The sequence below is a fragment of the Gemmatimonadaceae bacterium genome, assembly GCA_035533015.1.
Lineage (GTDB): Bacteria > Gemmatimonadota > Gemmatimonadetes > Gemmatimonadales > Gemmatimonadaceae > JAGWRI01.
Genome location: DATLUQ010000006.1, coordinates 1 through 17,415 on the forward strand (window position 1 = coordinate 1; position 17,415 = coordinate 17,415).

Genomic DNA, 17,415 nt, shown 5'->3' on the forward strand with positions numbered 1-17,415 from the left:
CGGCCATGAGCAACGCGGAGGCGCGGCGCAGCTCCGCCGGAGAGGCGGCCTGACTCGGCGCTGCTGCTGGCGGCGTGGGGGGAAGTGGCTGGCGGCCTGCGGCCGCCTGCCGCTATTATGAAAGAACGCCGCCGCAGAGCGCCGCGACGTTAGCCGAACCATCGGAGCTTGATTGAACATCAACTGCCGGTGTCATCGATGACTTCAGTCGAGCGTTCCTCCGGTCTCTCCCGCGCGATCCGGTGGCGGATCACGCTTGGCCTGATCGTTGCCGGTGCGCTGGCCGGTGCCATGGTCGGCGTGGGCATCACCGTGCTGGGGAAGATCGTGGCGGGGGCGCCGCCCGCCGACGCCGCAAACTACCGGTGGAACGCCACGGTCTTCGGAGTGCTCGGTGCGTGTGTTGGACCGCTGGTGACGTGGTCGGCGCTCCGGCGAGTCCCGCTCTGGCGCACGATCACGGAGCCGCTTGTCGGTGCGTTGGTGGGGGCGGGGATCGGAACGCTGCTGGGTTCGGGCGTGTTATTCCTGCTCCTGACGCCGCTGGGCGCGGGTGCAGCAGTGCTGCGACTCGAGCGCCGGCACCGTGGCCGGGCGCTTCCACCGGGGTAGTGCGTAGGCGCGGGCCGGCTAACGAGGCACGGCTGCTGGCGGCGGGGGCTTCGGAGGCGGCTTGCTCGCTATGCTCGCATGCCGCAATCAATACGGGAACTACAGAAGGGAAACCTTGCTCTGGACACCCCGGCAAACACCAAATGAGACCGACTACCCAAGGTGTGCCCTGACGGCGACCTGGTCAGCGAGCCAGATGAGGACTGCGGCTGCAAATCGTGCATGGCCAGAAAGCGAGAGGCCAAAGGGGCGGTCTGCAAGCCATGCCGTTAGAGGACACGCAGCTCTGCCGGAGCACGGAGCGAACCAGCCATTCGTCAGCAGCCAAGGCCCTCTCTCGATCAATAGGATCGGACCTCCTCCGTCTGCGAGCGTCGTCCATGCCCAGGCCGCGATCAGTCCTGAGTTGTGGCCATCCACCTTGCTCTCTGTTCGGTAGAGGATTGCACACTAGCGTTCCGGGCCATGAAGCTGGCCTCCCCTGGGTACAGGCGGCATGTGGGCGCCACGCTCGGTGCCCTGTTCAGCGACTCATCAGCCGGCCCGCGAATGGCGGGCGCGATCTGCAAGGCGAAGGACGGGGATCAGCGCACCCACCTGCCCTTGGTATTCAGCGTAGGGAGAACCGAGAGATTGAACGAGCATCTGGTCCTCAACCTTGATGCGATACGCATAGGCCGCAGAAGTCGCTACGAGAGACGCTGCAAGAGTCACGATGTTTCCCGAGGCCAATGCAAGTCCATTCAGGCAGAGAAGAGACCCCAGGTAACCGGGATGGCGTACCCCACGATACGGTCCCCCGCGCTCGATCGAGTGCTGGTCTTGAACGAGCAGGGTTCTGGTGTAGCGCTCACGTCGTGTGAGGACTGACCACAGCCGAATGCAGAGACCGACAGCGCCCAGCGCTATACCAATCCAGGCGACGAGAGGAAGTCCAGGTAGCGCAGCCGGCGGAAACCAGTTGGAGACCCTATGGGAAGTGCCGGGGGAGATGGCCTTCATGGAGAGGGCAAATCCGAGGACTGGGACGGCGGCCACTGAGACGGCCAGGGTGCTCCTTCGGTCCGAGGCGCCGGTCCGATGGGCGCGGGCGCGCGCACCAAAGCGGATTTCGGACTGCACGGCGTACAGGAGGAGCACGAAGAGCCCGCCAATCCCGTAAGGCGGTCGTGCGGTGAAGCGTGAGATCCATTCAGCCATTCGCTCTCCACGATCGCAACTCAGACGGCTAACGCCGCGGCAGCAGCGTCTTGATGTTTCCACGCAGCTCCGGACGACGTAGCCTCTGATCATCCAAGTGATGGAGTTGGAGTCTCGACAACCTCAAGGCAATGCCGGGCAGCGGCGCATTCATGCCCGTGAATGCCGACGCCGGCCAGAGCGCGACGGTGGCCGTGATGCGCGGTTTCGCTTCGGTCGCCTTGCCCGGCCGGCGAAAGCCGGGGCGCCTCGGCGCGGGGTGGGCGCTGCTCCAGGTTTCGGTCGCGGTGGGTTGCGGGCAGCTTCCGCCGGCCCTATCGTCCCTCCGCGGCAGGAGGCCGTATGGACCCAGGCTTCGATTCCCTCATGCGGCGCGCCGAGCACGCGGATCCGGGCGCGGCAGACGAGCTGTTCGCGCTCCTCTACCGCGAGCTGCATGATCTTGCCGAGCGCAACCTGCGGCGCGCCGGCGCTCCGCCCACGCTGGGCCCCACCACGCTGCTGCACGAGGCCTACCTCAACATCGCAGAGCGCGGCGGCGTGGCCTTCCCCGATCGCGGCCGGTTCCTGGCCTACGCATCGCGCGCCATGCGTGGGTTGGTGATCGACTATGCCCGGCGGCGCCGGGCGCGAAAACGGGGACGCGAACTCGAAATAACGTTGACCGACGAGATCGGGTCGGCGGCCGGCACGCTGGCGGACGCAGACGAATTGCAGCGACTCGGCGACGCGCTGGACGAGCTGGCCATCCTCGAGCCGGCGTTGGCGGAACTCGTGGACATGCATTTCTTCAGCGGGTTCGCATTCGCCGAGATCGCCGGCGTTCGCGGCGTTTCCGAGCGCACGGTGCAGCGCGACTGGCGCAAGGCCCGGCTGCTGCTGCATCGCACGCTGCTCGACGGGGACGACGTGGCCGTCGTCTAGCGCGGGAGGCCGGCGAGCAGCGCGCGCGCCTCCCGCGTGCGCGGGTGCCCGGCCCCGACGCCGGCCGTGAGCGCCATCACGGCCTGCGTCAGGCTGGCGCGCGCACGGGCGGTGTCGCCGGCGGCCAGGAGTGCCCTCGCCTCGACCAGTCGCGCTTCGCCCACGTAGGCGCTGCGCGTGGCGGTGAGTGAATCCACGGAGGCGAGGGCGAGCGCGGCGCGGGCATAGCCGAGTGCGCTGTCGGGTGGGCTCACCTCGGCCGCCACGATGAGGCCGGCGCGCATCAGATCGCGCCGGTGGCCCTGGAAGTACCCGTTGTCGCGGAGCATGGCGACGACCTTCGCGCGGGCGGCGGCGGTGTCGCCCTCGGCCCGCGCGAGCAGCGCTTCGAGCATGCGGTAGTCCACGATCTCGTCGTCGCTGCTGCGCAGCGCCCGGGTCGTGCTGATCGGCCGGAAGCGGGCCATGGTGCGCCGAGCGGCGGGAAGATCGCCGGCGGCGATCTCCGCCTCCCCGAGACCGAACAGCGCGCGGCCCTCCCAGTAGGTATTGTGGTCCGCAACGGCCTGATCGGCGAGCACGCCGAAGTACTTCCGCGCCGAGTCCAGGTTTCCTCCGAACAGCGCCGCGCGCGCGTAGTGGATGAGCGCCTGGACCGGCAGGCGCCCGGTCGTATCGGCCTGACGCATCCGGCGCAGGACGTCGTAGAGCAAGGCGCTGGCTTGGACGTTCTCGCCCAGCTCGACATACACCAGCGCCATGTCGTGTTGGATGATGGTTCGAGCCACCGTTCCGCCGTGGCCGGTGGTGTCCATCAGGGCGGCGGCCCGCTTGGACACGGCGATGGACTCGCGCGGCCGTCCCGCGCGGTCGAGAGTGTAGGCGAGCGTGCTCAGCAGACCGGCGTACGCCACGTCGTCGACGTGGCCGAGGCGGCCGCGGACGGCGATGGCCCGGGTGATTGCGGAATCGGCGGCCTTCCAATTTCCGAGTTCGTTCTCGAGGTCGGCCCGATAGCCGAGACAGGTGGCCTCGACGTCGGGGTCGGGCGCGGCCGTGAGGAGCGAGTCCACGCCGGCGAATGCGCGGCGCGCCTCGTCGTAGCGTCCCTCGGTGCGCAGGTTGTCCGCCGCGGCGCACCGCGCGGCGGCGAGATCAGAAGAATCGTATGCGGCCGCGGCGAGGCCCCGGGCCCTGTCCAGCACGGCGCCCCGCACCTTGCTGTCGCCCAGCTCGGCGTACCGATCCGAGAGCTGCACGAGGAGCCCGGCCAGGAATCGCGGGTCCTGGGAGTACTGGCGTTCGAGCATTTCGCGCCCGCGGTCCAGGATCTCGCGCATCGTCATCGGCCGGTCCCCGAGTTGCGACATGAGCAGAGACTGAAAGGCAATCTGCGCGTCGGCACGAGCGCCGGCGAATACGGCGGCGTCGCGTTCGCGGTGGGCCGCCGCCGTCTGCCGGAGCGCGAACAGCGTGATCGCCGACAGCGCAGCGCCGATGGTGACGAAGCCGGCCACACCCACGCGATGCCGGAGGACGAATTTGCGCGCGCGGTACGCGACGGAATCCCGGCGCGCGCTCACCGGCTCGCGGCGCAGGTAGCGCGCGAGGTCGTCGGCGAGCGCGACAACGGTCTGGTAGCGCTCGCCGGGTTCCTTGCGCAGCGCCTTGGCGAGGATGGTGTCGAGGTCGTCCATGCCGAGCCGCGCCGGTTCCACGTCGAACAGGGCGCGGATCGCATCGGCCGGAGTGCGGCATCCCTCGGCCGTGGGGTGCCGCCCGGAAAGCAGGAGATAGAGGAGCACGCCTGACGCGTAAACGTCGGTGGCGGTGGTGACCGCGTCGCCCCGCACCTGTTCCGGTGCGGCGAAGAGCGGCGTGAGCGCGCCCGCGCCGTCGGCCGTGAGCGCGGAGTGCGCGCCGCTCCCGTCGGCATCGAGCAGCTTGGCGATGCCGAAATCGAGCAGCTTCACCGTGCCGTCGTGCGCGACGAGAATGTTCGACGGCTTGAGATCGCGGTGGACGACGAGATTCGCGTGCGCGTGGCCCACCGCGGCGAGGACCTGGAGGACCAGGTGGATGCGCTGCTCGCGCGAGAGATGATGGGCGTCGGCCCACGCATCGATCGGTTCGCCGTCCACGTGCTCGAGCACGAGATACGGCTGCCCGCTCGGGCCCACGCCCGCGTCGAGGAGCCGAGCGATCCCCGGGTGGGCGAGTCGCGCGAGCACCGTGCCCTCGCGTCGAAACCGCTCCTGACCGGTAGCGCTGAGGAGGGAGAGATTGAGCAGCTTGACAGCGGCAAGCCCTTCGAAACGGCCGTCGGTTCGGCGGGCGAGCCAGACGGAGCCCATGCCCCCGTGCCCCAATGGGCGCTCGATGGTCCACGCGCCCAACTCGAGTCCGGCGACCGACACCTCGAGCGGACCGGACAGGAATCCGCTGTGATCGGCCGCGGCCTCGCCCGAGAGGACCGCGGTCAACTCGGCCGCAAGCTCCGGGGACTCCGAGCGAAGCGTGTGCAGCCACGCCTCGCGCTCGGCGTCGGACAACTCCAGCGCGCGATCGAGGAGCGGCGAGAGAGCGCGCCAGCGCTCGGGGTCGAGAGAGGGCATGAGCAGCGGGATGGAATCGCCCAAGCATAGGGCGTCTGCGGAGTTCCGCAACCGGCGGGGCCGGATTCGGGTGGCGTGTCGGGTTCGGCGGGCGAATTGCGATCTAAGAGGTGAAGGGCTCGCGGCAGCGGCGACGGGGCGGGGCGGCCCGCCGCCGCATGGCGCGCGAAGAGGAACCGCACCGGAGGTGGCGATGGACCGCAGAAGCACGAGAACGATTGCCGCGGCGCTGGTCGCCGCACTGGCGGCGTGCGATGCGCCGCGCCCGGTTGCACCCGCGGCGCCGCCGATTGCCGCGTCACGCGATCGCGATGGCGGGGATGCCGACACGCTGGCGCGCACCGTGCGCTTGCTGGCTGCGGCGCGCGGCATCGTGCCGCTCCCGCAGCCGCCGCGAATTCCGCCGGCGCTGGTGCGTCTGGGTCGCGCACTCGCGTTCGATCGCATCCTGAGCGGGAATCGTGACATCGCCTGCATGACCTGCCACGCCGCGTCGTACGCGACCGGCGACGGGAAGAGCCTGTCCATCGGACAGGGTGGCGTCGGGCTGGGCCCGACGCGCTATCACCCGAAGGGAATCTTCATTCCGCGCAACGCGCCCCCGCTGTTCAACCTGTTCGGGATGAAGCATCTGTTCTGGGATGGGCGCGTGGAGGTGGACAGCCAGGGGCACCTCCACACGCCGGCCGGGGCGCAACTCACGCCGCAAATGGCGCGCGTACTCCGGTACGGTCCGGTGTCGGCGATCGGGATGTTTCCGGTGACGGTGCGCGCCGAGATGCGCGGCGACGGCGGCAACGAGTTGGCGGCGCTGGGCGACGACGACTACACCGGTATCTGGAACGGGCTCATGAAGCGACTCGGCCGGATTCCCGAATACCGCGCGATGTTCGAGGCCGCGTATCCGGGCGAGCGGTTCGACCGGATGAACTTCGCGTACGCGTCGAACGCCATCGGCGCCTTCATCGTGGATCAGTTGACGCTCGAGGATACGCCGTGGGATGGATTTCTCGCCGGGCACGACGACGCGCTCAGCCCGCGGCAGCTCCAGGGGGCAGAGACGTTCCTCACACTCAAGTGCTCGCTGTGCCACAACGGTGCGACGCTCAGCGATCAGCAGTTCCATGACGTGGCCGTGGCGCAGATCGGACCGGGCGAGGGGGACGGCGTCGGCGGGCACGACGACTTCGGCCGGTTTCGCGTGACGCACAACCAGGACGACCTGTACCGCTTCCGGACCACGCCGCTGCGGAACGTGGAACTCACCGGCCCGTACGGGCACGACGGCGCCATCGTGGATCTGCGCAGCTTCATCGCGCACTACAGTGAGTCGGACGTGAAGCTCACCTCGTACGATCCCAGCCAGCTCGAGCCGCTGCTCCGGAATACCCTGGTGCAGAATGAGAGCCAGGTGATTGCGGCACGGGACACACTGATCCTGGGGGTCGTGCTCACGGACGACTTGGTGAGCAAGCTCGTGGACTACATGAGCGCGCTCACCGATCCGCGGGCCGCCCATCTCGACCGGCTGGCGCCGGTACGGGTGCCGAGTGGGCTGCCGGTGGATCGGTAGCGAGACGCGGCGGGAGACGGGCAGGACGGGCGCAGCCGGCGAGCCAGGCCCGCCGGCCACGGGGTTGCTCCCGCGGCCGGCGCCTTGGCCCGCAGTTCGGAGCGGTTAGCGGCTGCCTCGGAGGTTCCTCCCGGATTTCTCGGAGCGGGCGCTACGGCCAATCCAGCCAGTCGGTCACGTCGAACGCCTGAGAAAGCTGGACCGCCAGTGCATGGCCCCCGGGGCGAACGAAGGAGCAATTCGCCGGGTTCACTTGCCACTGGTCCCAGCGATACGACGCCTTCACGATCGTCGACGCCGAGACGCGGTACCCGAACCCGGCTTCGGTGTCGCGACAGTCGGCGAGCCTAGCGACGTCGTATCACGCGCGCCGAATCTGTGGAAGGCGCACGAGGACGCGCCGCCCCGAGGGCCGATGGCAAACGAGGGCCGTGTCGTCCCGGATCGGGAACGTGTGGGGCAACGGCCACGCGCCACCCGCCCCACCACAACGCTCAACGGCATCACTCGTCAGCGTCGGATCCGGTCCCCGGTGAAACACGCCGGGCGCTGGCGGCCGTGGAACCGAAATCAGAAGGCGCGAGTACGTCGTCAGGGCCCCGTGATGCTGGTTCTCCCAACCCGGAGCATGGACCAATGCGAACAGGTACCGCCATGCTTGCCACCCTTGGTGTCGTCCTCGGCATCGGCTGCTCGAGCGGCGCGCCGACCGGCCCGCACAACCTCAAGGCCGACCTCCCCGGCGTCTGGGCACAATCGTTCCCCTTGCCGGCCGGGTCCTCTCGCGTGTTGTCGCTGTCCGTCCAGGATACGACCGTGACGGGCACGGGCACGTACACTGCCGAGGCCATGCAGGGCGGCACGCTCACCGTGGCGGGATTCATCACTGGCCCCTACGTCAACTTCGACATCACGGAGAGCCCAGGGGGCGTGTACCACTTCACCGGCCAATTGGCCGGAACTGACACGCTCGCCGGCAGCCTGTGGACGACCTCCGACCCGGTGCCGGTGACGTTCGCCCGCGTGTCGCGGTAACCTGATGCGCCCGCGACCTGGAGCCCGACAAATCCCTTACATGCCCGCCACGGACTTCCGGGAACGCGAATCGCCGACCGCGCATTCACATGACGTTGCCCCGGACTCGCCGGAGTACGCACAGTCGTCTGCCTCCGCGACAGCGCAACGCTGTATGCCCCTACCGCTCGGTGAGTGACGCATGTTGATGGCCGTTTCAGCTCTGGCATTGATGTTGGCCGCCTCGCCGCCGGATACGACTCCCGCCGCGGGGCACAACGTACCAGACTCGATTCCCCGATCGATCGTGGACACCGTGCACCGGCGTCCGCGCGCTGTCGAGGTGAGTGATGCCTACTATACCCGTCTGCAGATCCATCAGTGGTCAGCGTATTCCATCATTCCGCTGTTTGCCTTCCAGTATGTCGCTGGGAACCGCCTCTTCAACGATCCGGCGGCCGCTCCCACGTGGGCCAAGACCGGACACCGTGTGGGCGCGACCTTGCTGGCCACGGCATTCACCGTAAGCACGGTCACCGGACTCTGGAACCTCTGGGATTCGCGCAGCGTTCCGGAGAACAGAGCACTGCGTTACGTGCACGCGCTGTCGATGCTCGCCGCCGACGGGGCCTTCACCTACGCGGGCTCGACCCTGGCCACGCAGGCTCAGAACAGCCTCGCCAAGCGGCGAGAACATCGCACCGTGACTCTGGCGGCGATGGGCGTGACGTTGGCCAGTGCCCTCATGATGAAGATCTGGAATGCCCATTGACCGCCGCGCAACGCCCGACGCTGCGGAGGATTCCCGGCACGCCCAGTGCGCCGCCTGCGTGCTGGGCGGACGCCGGCGCTTCATACGCGATCTCGCCGTGGTAGCGGCCGGAACGCTGCTCGCGCTCGGCGCCGCGCCGGCTGAGGCCGCCGCCGGCGAGTGGCGATTCGTGCGCGCCGGCCGGACCCGAGGTGAGACCAAGGAGTATCCCATCCCGCCCAGCGACGGGGTGAACATCGACAACGACGAGTCGGTGATCGTCGCCCGCTACCAGGGCGCGGTCTACGCGTTCTCCCTCGCTTGCCCGCACCAGAACACGGCCCTCCGCTGGGAGGCCGACGAACACGAGTTCCGCTGCCCCAAGCATCACTCGGAATACACGCCGACGGGTGAGTTCATCGATGGGCGCGCAACGCGCGGGATGGATCGGTTCGCCGTCACCCGCGATGGAAACAACGTCGCGGTCAATCTGGACGCGTTGTTCCGCCAGGACGACGACCCGGACGCGTGGAAGAAGGCATTCGTCTCGGTTTGACGACGCGGTGCGCCGCGCGCCGCACTTCCGGAGGAACGATGGCTTTGAGCGACTGCATCAATCGTCGTGAGTTTCTAATCACCTCGGCCGCGGCGACGGCGGGAGCGCTGGTGATCACCGGCTGCGGCAACGGCCAGTTCGGGCCGACCGGCGTGAACGACGCCGGTCCCGGCGGCATTCCGACCGACGGCCCGAAGCTGATCACGGTCGGTGATTTTCCCGACCTCGCGACCACCGGGCGCCTCGTGCAGGTCGCCGACCTCCGGGCCGCTAAGCGGCTCACGGCCACGACCTTCGCCGCGTACTCGCTGATCTGCACGCACCAGCAGTGCGCCGCCGGCGTGCAGAGCGGGACGCAGATCGTCTGTCCCTGCCACGGCTCCCGGTTCGACGCCAGCGGCAACGTCGTGAACGGACCCGCCACGCGGCCCCTGGCCACCCTCAACACGAGTTACGACCCGGCCACCGGCATCCTGACGGTGCAGTAGCACGCGGACCGACGGCCGGCGCGCCCCACATGGGGCGGCGCCGGTCGTTGCGTGCTCCGCTACTCGCCTTGCCGGTCGAGCAGACGCTGAGCCGCCTTCAGGTGCGCGTCGAACGCCGGCACGACTTCCTTCACGAGGCTCTTCAACTCCTCGTTCTGGATCGCCGGGAGGAACGTCCCGTTGAGCGCGTCGATTACCGCGCGGTGATACGCCACCTCGTGCTCCAGGAACGCGCGATCGAATGCTTTGCCCTGCGCCGCTTCCAGGGTCTTCATCGCCGCCGCATGATCCGCGGCCATCGCGAAATCCTTGGGCGGGGTGGGCGTGACGGCGAGCTTCTTCGCCAGATCGCGTCCCATCTGCCGGACCTTGGTGTGGTCGCGCTCGAGCATCGCGCCGAAATCACGAATCTCCTTCGTCGTCCCCTTCTTCGCCGCGAGCGCGCCGGTCTGCATGTCCCAGGTATTTGCCGCGTCGAAAATTGCCACGATCGTGGGGTCGTCCAGCCCGGCCCCTGGCGTCTGCGCCCGTACCGGGCGCGCCGTCGCGCTCATGGTCAGCATCCCCGCCGTCGCCAGCATGACCGCGTGCCGCATCGCTCCCTGCTGCATACCGACCTCCCGTATCAGATTGTCCGATGTCCCCGGGGCCGAGGCGCCCCGCGGGATCCCGCCACACGTCGCGGAACGTAGGCCCCGCTCCATAATTTGTCCAGTTTTATCTGTACTTATTTGCCTTTTGCGCGCGTCCGTCCTATTCTTGCACCCTGGGACATCCGCCCGCGTCGGGCCACCCGGAGCCAAGTCATGCCCGCATCACTACCGGGAAGCCGGCGGTTCTTCGAGAGCACGCGCGGTCGAGTCGTCGAGCGGCTCCGCCGCGGCGCGTGTACGGTCGAAGCGCTCGCCGATGAACTGGAGTTGACCGACAACGCCGTGCGTGGGCATCTCGCCACGCTCGAACGCGACGGCATGGTACGCGCCGCCGGCGTCCGGCGCGACGGCGGTGTGGGGAAGCCCGCCACGATTTACGAGTTGGCGCCCGAAGCCGAAGCCGCGATGTCGCGCGCCTACGTTCCCATGGTCCGGGCGCTGCTCGGCGCCCTGGCCCACCGATCGTCCCCGCGTCAACTCCGGGCCGTGTTCCGTGACGCCGGGCGGCGCCTGGCGCACGGCGGACCTCCCGCGGCCGGCGGGCTTCGCGCCAGAGTGGAGGTCGCGGCCGCCGCGCTCACCGAGCTCGGCGGGCTGCTCTCGGTAGAACCGAGCGACGCCGGCTACCGAATCGTCGCCTGCGGGTGCCCGCTCTCGGAGGCCGTGGTCCAGCAGCCGGAGGTCTGCACGGCCGTGGAGACGATGCTCGCCGAGCTCACCGGGGCCGCGGTGCACCAGCAGTGCGAACACGGTGCGCGGCCCCAGTGTCGATTCGAGGTGTCGGCGTCGCGACCCGCCGGTCGCTGATCCACCGTGTCCCCGGGGCGCGGCCTCCCGTTCACGGTACGTTTCCGCTGTTCGCTTTGCTCCGGGAGATGCGGAGTTCCGTTCAAGTGGCATGATCCGGGCGCCGGCGATTGCCAACGTGCCCGAAGAGATCGCGGATCAGGCATCGTCCCGGCGTGGCGTCCAACGACGCGCTGCTGCCGCCATTGTGAAGAAACGCCGCAGCAGAGCGCTGGGACGTTGAGCCGGCAGTCGAGAACTAGCGGCGGGGTTGCTGCGAGAGCGCGGCATCGTGTGAGTGCCTCGTGCGCCGCCTGATAATATGCGAAGCCAGGGAGGGGTGAAGTGAACGCTCGCAGTTTACCACCGAAAAGCATCGACGCGTACATTGCCGCCGCACCCATCGAAGTCCGGCCAATACTGAAGAGAATACGACGCACCGTGGCGGCCGCCGCGCCGGAAGCGAAGGAGATCGTCAGCTACCGCATGCCGGCGTTCCGGCTGCACGGCATCCTCCTGTACATCGGCGCCTTCAAACACCACATCGGACTCTTCCCCCCGGTCACGGGCGACGCGAAGCTCGCGAAGGCCCTGGCACCATACGCCGGCCCCAAAGGCAATCTCAGGTTCCCGCTGGATCAGCCCATTCCCTATGCGCTCATCAGGCGCATCGTCCTGTTACGGGTCAAGCAGGACCGCGCTCGAGCCGCCGCGAGGCGGAAGAGGGCATAGTGAGAGCCGAGCGCCGACGGACTTGTGAGCGGGGCTTCCCATCTGCCGTGCTGATCGGGACGCGCCGCCGCTGATGACGTGGCGGCTCAGTACCGCCAGCTCCTGGTGTCGGCACCGGCCGGCGCGGTCCGTTCCATGTGCGCCGCCATCTTCTGCAACAGTGCCGGCAGCGGCGGCCCCCAGCAGTGCGGCGCCCCGGGCTGGAAGACGATCTCGCTGGTCCACCTCGGCGACCTGGTCCGGCGCAGGAAGTCGTCGAGCAGGTGCACGGCGTCGTTCAGATAATACGTATCGGCGTCGCCCACGTACACGTTGATCTTGTCGGCGAGCTTGGGCCCCAGTGTCGCCCAGTTGGTCTCCAGCCGGTAGCGCAGGTCGAAGTGCTGCTTCCAGTAATCGGCCACCTGATGATCGATGACGCCGGTCCGTTTGTCCCAGATGCGCTGCGGGTAGCCGTCCGCGCCCACGGGCCCGTACGCCGCTTCCCAGATGTCCCACTGTCCGCCCGACCGCGAGTGGTCGCCCACAGCGCGTTCATACCAGTTCTCGTCCTTCATCATCGTCTCGACGTTGCCGTCGGGGCGGCGCACGTCGGGACGTTCCACCGTCATCCAGCCATGGTTCACCCAGTAGGCGTTGGAGTCGGCGTAGATGTTGACGATCTGGTGATAGCGGAAGTCCACGGCATCGGGACAGAGCGACCAGGTGCCGCCGTAGAAGTCGGGGTGGAACACCTGCTGCGCGAGCGAGATCCATCCGCCCGTGGAGCCGCCGGTGAGCAGGCGGGCCCACGGCTGGCCGATCACGCGGAACCGCCGCTCCACCGCCGGAATCAGCTCCTGCATGATCGCGTCGTCGTATGGACCCTCGTTTGCCGAGTTGACGTCGTACGAGTCGTCGTAGAAGGGCGAGGGATGCTGCAGCGTGACGAGGATGACGCGCGGCGTCGAGTCGGCGAGCCACGCGGTCGTCGCCCCGCCCCCCGGCGGCCGCAGCGAGAAGTGCCCTTCGTCGTAGACGATCGGATATTTCACGTTCGGGTGCGTGTCGTACCCCTTGGGCAGCAGCACGGTTGCGCCCAGATACATCGGGTGCCCCCACCACCTGGTGAGGATCTCGCTCCGGATCTTGAGGTGCTTCACGTACTGGTCGTCGGTCGGCTCGACGATGGGGGGAATCACCTGGTCGGCAACGAGCGCGATCGGCGTGTTGGACTTGGGATCAAACGCGATCTTCACCGGCTCGCCAAAGAGGTTGCCGGGCGAGCGCTTCCAGTTCTGCCCTTCCCACTGGTCCATGTGCATCCACACCGTGTGCCCGTCCGCCCGGTGGAACTCGGTGTACACGTTCACGAACGCCTGGGCCCAGTAGGTGCCGGCGGGGATGTCGGCCAGCGACCGGACCGGGTACCCGAATGTCGACGCGTCGATCGCGACCGGCTGGCCCGGCTTGAGATTCGACACGTCCACCCCGAACAACGGCACGCCGTCCTCGCCCGTCTGGTCGATGGGCGTGTGGCGAGCGTCGTTGGTACGCGAGAGTGCCACGTACACGCGCCCGGTGATCGGCGCGGCGTGGGCCGACCCGCCGAAGGAGACGTTGAAGCGGGGCGTTCCCGCCGGCATCGTCCCCTGGGCTGCGCCCAGCGCGGGAACGCATGCGAGAGCGATGATGAAAGAGCGAATGCGCATCCTGTGTCCGCCTCGGTCGGTCGACGTATCAGAGAGTCACGCGACTGGCGAGCGGAGTATAGAGGCTCTGCCGGGCAGAGTCCAATGGAGCGCGAGGACTTAGGCCATCGCGTCTGGCGCGCCCGTCGCGGCCCAGCCGCCGCGACGGCTGGTGATTCGCTGGCAGCATCAGAAATATCCCGGGCTCAGTGCCGAAGGTGTGTCGCTGTGCACGATGGAACTGGAGCCCAACGGAACGGCAGACCGAAATCACTCACATCGACTCTCACCTCGAGTCGCCGCCCCCGATCGATGGATAAGTGAGTGCCCACTCCTTGATCCCGGCGAACAGCAGGTCATCCGCCCGGTCAACCGCAGCAATTGATGCCTCCTGCGCCTTTGCGCCGACCTGCTCGGTCAACTCGCTCTCGATCATGACGGGATCGCGCGTGGGATACTGCACGAGCAGGTAGCACGTGACAGTCGCCTGCGACGAGGAGCCGACAAGAAGCCGCGACAGGCACCTCGCCTCGCCCCGTTCCCGGTACGTGTACGCATGGGAAGAGACGAACTCGCCAGGCTTCATGCGAAACGTCTTGGAGTCGTACATCGCATAGATGTCACGGGCAGCCTCGGCCGCTGCTCGATCGCGATAGACGACGAACGAGATCGTTGCCGGACTGGTCGACCCCCGTACCTCAGCCTGTACGATGCCGATCACTCCGTCGCTCCGTTCCTGCCCGTCCGGATCGACCGTCTCGGTACGACTCACTGTCAAAGGCGCCGTGAGGATTCGGTCATCGAAAGTGTGATGGGACAGATAGTCGTAGATGGTGGCCGCAGAGTATATGCCCGCCCCTCCGTCGGCCGTCCTCGGGGTGCTGTCCGGACTCCTGCCCGCCGAATGCGAAGCTTGTGAATCGTTCGGCGTCTGGACTGGCGCCGGCTGGACGCGAGTCCACGATGCGGTGCCGAGCCTGCCGCTGGCACTCAGTGTGTTGCCCTGAATCAACTGGTACGTGCCGTTATCGTCCCAGGCCATTGTTGTCGATCGCAGCGTATACTTTCCGTTCCTGGCCTCGAAGATGCCGCTGTGCGAAGGAACTCCGCCCGGACCTTCCGCGTGAAAGTCGTAGGTGCCTCCGGCATGGATCACCCAGACCCATCGCGCGACTCCGTCAGCGTTGGGCACGTTCAATTCCCAGGTGCCGACCAGACCGGGGTCGACCTTCGAGCGAGCGCACGAAAGCGCCATGAGCAGCGACAGGAATGCGATCGCGTAACGCATGAGTCGTTCTCCGTTGCGGGAGGGCGTCTTGTCCGTCACCGCCAGCAGGGAAGTCGTGTACCCGTATCGGCTATCATAGTGCCCATGATGAGTGCATTCGACAAGGCCACCTCCACGTTCGGAAATGCTTGCAGGTCCGGATGTGAAAGCGATCCGGATTCGCGATGAAGTGCGGGATAGTTGCGCGACCGCCCCGACTTTGTCGCGCTGACCACGCCCCGGGATGGAACGAGGGCGCGTGGCCGACATCTCGAGGCGGAAGGGATCAGCATGGGGAATGCAATTGCCCCGCCTTGAACGCGCAGCGCTGGGACGGCGGTGTGGGGGCGGACGGTTGGGGCGGCGGAGCGTAGCGCGGGCTGGCGCTCAGGCCAGGCGCTTCCTTAAAATTGCGGCAATCCGTTCTCGCGCGGCGCCAGCAGGAGGAGAGGGGTGGCACTCGTCGTTCTTCTGAGAGGGGTCAACGTCGGCGGTCACAGAAGCTTCCGACCCACCACGCTCGCTGAGCAACTGAAGCACCTCGACGCCGTCAGCATCGGCGCGGCGGGCACCTTCGTGATCCGGCAGCCAGTGACCCAGGCGCAACTGCGCGCCGAAGTGGCACGCAGGCTTCCCTTTGATGCCGAGATCATGATCTGCCAGGGTCGCGAGATCATCAGACTGATGTCTCAGAATCATTTCGCGGACCAGCCCCTGCGGCCCGACGTCGTCCGCTTCGTGAGCGTGCTGTCAAAGCGCCCCCGCCCGGCGCCGAGGACACCCTTGAGCCTTCCTTCCAGCGGCAGGTGGCTGCTGAAGGTCCTCGCGAGGGACAACCGGTTCGTCTTCGGCGTGTACAGGCGCCACATGAAAGCGATCGGCTACCTTGGCACGCTCGACCGGCTTTTCGGCGTCCCCGTTACCACGCGCAACTGGAATACGATCACCGCGATCGCCAGGGTGCTGGGCACTGCAGGGAGCTGACCGACCGGCGGGCCATCATCGGCCAGCCAGACGACTTCTCTCTCCAGAGTACCCCTCAGGTTCAACTGGTCGTCGCAACAGGTGGGGTGCCGGCGGATTGTAGCAGTTCGGCGAGGGCTTCGGCAGGGGTCCGCCAGCCAAGGGTCTTCCGTGGGCGCGTATTGAGCGTCAGCGCCACGGCAGCCAGCGTCGATGCGCTGTGGGCACTGAGATCGGTGCCTTTCGGAAAGTACTGCCGGAGCAGCCCATTCGTGTTCTCGTTTGTGGCCCGTTGCCACGGACTGCGCGGATCGCAGAAGTAGATGGCGAGGTCGGTGGCGAGCCGGAGTTGGATGTGCTCGGCCATCTCGGCGCCTTGGTCCCAGGTCAAGGAGCGTCGCAGTGCCACCGGCAAGGTGCGGATCGTCCGCGTGATCGCGTCGCGGACGGCGGTTGCGCCGTGTCCGGCCAGCGCCGGCCCGTTCTTTTCCCGTAACCCGCGCCCGTGGCCCGCCATCGGCGGCAAATGGAGCAAGAGGGTGAAGCGTGTCGTCCGCTCCACGAGTGTGCCAATGGCCGAACTCTGAAGGCCGAGGATCAAATCGCCTTCCCAGTGCCCGGGCACGGCCCGATCGGCGACTTCCGGTGGCCGCTCGCCGATCATGACGTCGGTGCTAATGAAGCCTTTGCCTCGACGGCGGCCCCGGGCTCGCGGTACGCGCAGCGCCCGCCCGGTGCGCAGGCAGGCGGTGAGCTCCCGGCGGAGCGCGCCCCGTCCTTGCACGTACAGCGCCTGGTAAATGGCCTCGTGGCTGATACGCATGGTCGGATCGTCCGGGAACTCGAGCGGAAGCCGATGCGCAATTTGCTCCGGGCTCCAGGCCCGGCCCCAGCGGCGATGCTGGCGACGGCCACGTCCTCGGCCCGTCCACGACACGGTGGGGCCACGCACCGGCGCGCCGTCGGGCGTGGCGATCATCCCGGCTAAGCGCTCCTGCACATACTGCCGTAATTGCGGGTGCACCGCCAGCTTCGCGACTTTCGGTCGCTGCGCGGCCCGGTCGGCGTGCCACTGCGCGGTGGTGGCCCGGTAGTCGAGCGTCCCGCTACGCGTCGCCGCATTCCGGCGGAGCTCGCGCGAGATCGTCGAGGGCGCGCGGCCTAATTGCCGGGCGCACGTGCGCACGCCATGACCCTGGGCCCGCAGCACGGCCAAGGACTCGCGCTCAGCAAACGAGAGATAGCGATCGGAAAGCGGGGGCGCCGAGGGCGCCAAGTGGGAAGGCGGCATCCCGCCAGCTTGCCGAAACCAGCGCGTGCCCACCACCCAGGACACGCGGGCGTCGGCGACCGCGGTCCCGGGATAGTGCCCGCGGGCAATGGCGGCCCAGAACCGCCGCCGGTCCTCCCGGCGTCCAACGGGTGGTCGTCCCGGCGAGCGCAACTTCCGTCGTCCCGAACGATCTGAACGCCGTCGCGTCGGTTTCGTCATCACAACCTCCTCTACGAGGGTGTTGCAACGACCGATTGAATCCACCCCCCATGGGTCGTTTCAAGTGATGCTCCGAGACCGTTGGTGTTTCGCGCGAGTGCTGCCCAACATGCGCTGCC

Annotated in this window: 15 protein-coding genes; 10 read left to right on the forward strand and 5 right to left on the reverse strand. The window is 67.8% G+C overall.

The features are described from left to right. Positions 1-198: 198 nt before the first annotated feature. Both VNF92_00805 and VNF92_00810 read left to right on the forward strand, forming a co-directional pair. Positions 199-612: a hypothetical protein gene (locus tag VNF92_00805; protein HVA56400.1), complete on the forward strand. Its 414-nt coding sequence runs from the start codon at positions 199-201 to the stop codon at positions 610-612. 1,542 nt (positions 613-2,154) lie between these two features. Continuing rightward, on the forward strand, positions 2,155-2,736 hold the full coding sequence (locus VNF92_00810) for an ECF-type sigma factor (protein ID HVA56401.1): 582 nt from the start codon (positions 2,155-2,157) through the stop codon (positions 2,734-2,736). Here VNF92_00810 and VNF92_00815 read toward each other — a convergent pair. Beyond that, on the reverse strand, positions 2,733-5,351 hold the full coding sequence (locus tag VNF92_00815; GenBank protein HVA56402.1) for a serine/threonine-protein kinase: 2,619 nt from the start codon (positions 5,349-5,351) through the stop codon (positions 2,733-2,735). The genes VNF92_00810 and VNF92_00815 overlap by 4 nt on opposite strands. Positions 5,352-5,544: 193 nt before the next feature. Between VNF92_00815 and VNF92_00820 the strand changes: the two genes are divergently transcribed. The 5 genes from VNF92_00820 to VNF92_00840 all read left to right on the forward strand — a co-directional run bounded on the left by VNF92_00820 (position 5,545) and on the right by VNF92_00840 (position 9,733). Further along, on the forward strand, positions 5,545-6,924 hold the full coding sequence (locus VNF92_00820) for a cytochrome c peroxidase (protein HVA56403.1): 1,380 nt from the start codon (positions 5,545-5,547) through the stop codon (positions 6,922-6,924). A 636-nt stretch (positions 6,925-7,560) separates the two neighbouring features. After that, positions 7,561-7,959, forward strand: a complete 399-nt coding sequence (locus VNF92_00825) for a hypothetical protein (GenBank protein ID HVA56404.1) — start codon at positions 7,561-7,563, stop codon at positions 7,957-7,959. A gap of 211 nt (positions 7,960-8,170) precedes the next feature. Then, positions 8,171-8,710, forward strand: a complete 540-nt coding sequence (locus VNF92_00830) for a hypothetical protein (protein HVA56405.1) — start codon at positions 8,171-8,173, stop codon at positions 8,708-8,710. Further along, on the forward strand, positions 8,700-9,245 hold the full coding sequence (locus tag VNF92_00835; GenBank protein HVA56406.1) for a Rieske (2Fe-2S) protein: 546 nt from the start codon (positions 8,700-8,702) through the stop codon (positions 9,243-9,245). Before VNF92_00830 ends, VNF92_00835 begins: the two co-directional genes overlap by 11 nt. Before the next feature lie 38 nt (positions 9,246-9,283). Beyond that, a complete protein-coding gene (locus tag VNF92_00840; GenBank protein ID HVA56407.1) occupies positions 9,284-9,733 on the forward strand; it encodes a ubiquinol-cytochrome c reductase iron-sulfur subunit in 450 nt (149 codons plus the stop codon). Between the two features lie 59 nt (positions 9,734-9,792). On the opposite strand, the gene VNF92_00845 is transcribed toward VNF92_00840, so the two are convergent. Continuing rightward, on the reverse strand, positions 9,793-10,344 hold the full coding sequence (locus VNF92_00845; protein HVA56408.1) for a DUF4142 domain-containing protein: 552 nt from the start codon (positions 10,342-10,344) through the stop codon (positions 9,793-9,795). A 195-nt stretch (positions 10,345-10,539) separates the two neighbouring features. Between VNF92_00845 and VNF92_00850 the strand changes: the two genes are divergently transcribed. Together VNF92_00850 and VNF92_00855 are read left to right on the forward strand one after the other, a co-directional pair. Beyond that, positions 10,540-11,193 (forward strand): helix-turn-helix domain-containing protein, encoded by a 654-nt coding sequence (locus tag VNF92_00850; protein HVA56409.1) that lies wholly within the window; start codon positions 10,540-10,542, stop codon positions 11,191-11,193. A gap of 324 nt (positions 11,194-11,517) precedes the next feature. After that, positions 11,518-11,904, forward strand: coding sequence for a DUF1801 domain-containing protein (locus VNF92_00855; protein HVA56410.1), 387 nt, complete (start codon positions 11,518-11,520; stop codon positions 11,902-11,904). An 86-nt stretch (positions 11,905-11,990) separates the two neighbouring features. Here the strand turns inward: VNF92_00855 and VNF92_00860 are convergent, their stop codons facing one another. After that, a complete protein-coding gene (locus VNF92_00860) occupies positions 11,991-13,595 on the reverse strand; it encodes an alpha/beta hydrolase-fold protein (GenBank protein HVA56411.1) in 1,605 nt (534 codons plus the stop codon). Between the two features lie 265 nt (positions 13,596-13,860). Next, the gene (locus VNF92_00865; protein ID HVA56412.1) at positions 13,861-14,862 is read right to left on the reverse strand and encodes a hypothetical protein; all 1,002 of its coding nucleotides are present in this window, start codon (positions 14,860-14,862) and stop codon (positions 13,861-13,863) included. Between the two features lie 432 nt (positions 14,863-15,294). On the opposite strand from VNF92_00865, the gene VNF92_00870 reads away from it, so the two are divergent. Further along, complete coding sequence (locus VNF92_00870) at positions 15,295-15,825, forward strand: DUF1697 domain-containing protein (protein ID HVA56413.1); 531 nt, start codon at positions 15,295-15,297, stop codon at positions 15,823-15,825. Between the two features lie 61 nt (positions 15,826-15,886). Here VNF92_00870 and VNF92_00875 read toward each other — a convergent pair whose 3' ends face one another. Next, the gene (locus VNF92_00875) at positions 15,887-17,296 is read right to left on the reverse strand and encodes an IS30 family transposase (protein ID HVA56414.1); all 1,410 of its coding nucleotides are present in this window, start codon (positions 17,294-17,296) and stop codon (positions 15,887-15,889) included. Between the last annotated feature and the right edge of the window lie 119 nt (positions 17,297-17,415).

Excerpts from the sequence above, each read along its gene's own strand:
- VNF92_00850 (HVA56409.1), top strand. The coding sequence starts at position 10,540 with ATGCCCGCATCACTACCGGGAAGCCGGCGGTTCTTCGAGAGCACGCGC.
- VNF92_00830 (HVA56405.1), top strand. The coding sequence starts at position 8,171 with ATGTTGGCCGCCTCGCCGCCGGATACGACTCCCGCCGCGGGGCACAAC.
- VNF92_00810 (HVA56401.1), top strand. The coding sequence starts at position 2,155 with ATGGACCCAGGCTTCGATTCCCTCATGCGGCGCGCCGAGCACGCGGAT.
- VNF92_00825 (HVA56404.1), top strand. The coding sequence starts at position 7,561 with ATGCGAACAGGTACCGCCATGCTTGCCACCCTTGGTGTCGTCCTCGGC.
- VNF92_00815 (HVA56402.1), bottom strand. The coding sequence starts at position 5,351 with ATGCCCTCTCTCGACCCCGAGCGCTGGCGCGCTCTCTCGCCGCTCCTC.
- VNF92_00820 (HVA56403.1), top strand. The coding sequence starts at position 5,545 with ATGGACCGCAGAAGCACGAGAACGATTGCCGCGGCGCTGGTCGCCGCA.
- VNF92_00860 (HVA56411.1), bottom strand. The coding sequence starts at position 13,595 with ATGCGCATTCGCTCTTTCATCATCGCTCTCGCATGCGTTCCCGCGCTG.
- VNF92_00840 (HVA56407.1), top strand. The coding sequence starts at position 9,284 with ATGGCTTTGAGCGACTGCATCAATCGTCGTGAGTTTCTAATCACCTCG.
- VNF92_00805 (HVA56400.1), top strand. The coding sequence starts at position 199 with ATGACTTCAGTCGAGCGTTCCTCCGGTCTCTCCCGCGCGATCCGGTGG.
- VNF92_00875 (HVA56414.1), bottom strand. The coding sequence starts at position 17,296 with ATGACGAAACCGACGCGACGGCGTTCAGATCGTTCGGGACGACGGAAG.
- VNF92_00835 (HVA56406.1), top strand. The coding sequence starts at position 8,700 with ATGCCCATTGACCGCCGCGCAACGCCCGACGCTGCGGAGGATTCCCGG.
- VNF92_00865 (HVA56412.1), bottom strand. The coding sequence starts at position 14,862 with ATGCGTTACGCGATCGCATTCCTGTCGCTGCTCATGGCGCTTTCGTGC.
- VNF92_00845 (HVA56408.1), bottom strand. The coding sequence starts at position 10,344 with ATGCAGCAGGGAGCGATGCGGCACGCGGTCATGCTGGCGACGGCGGGG.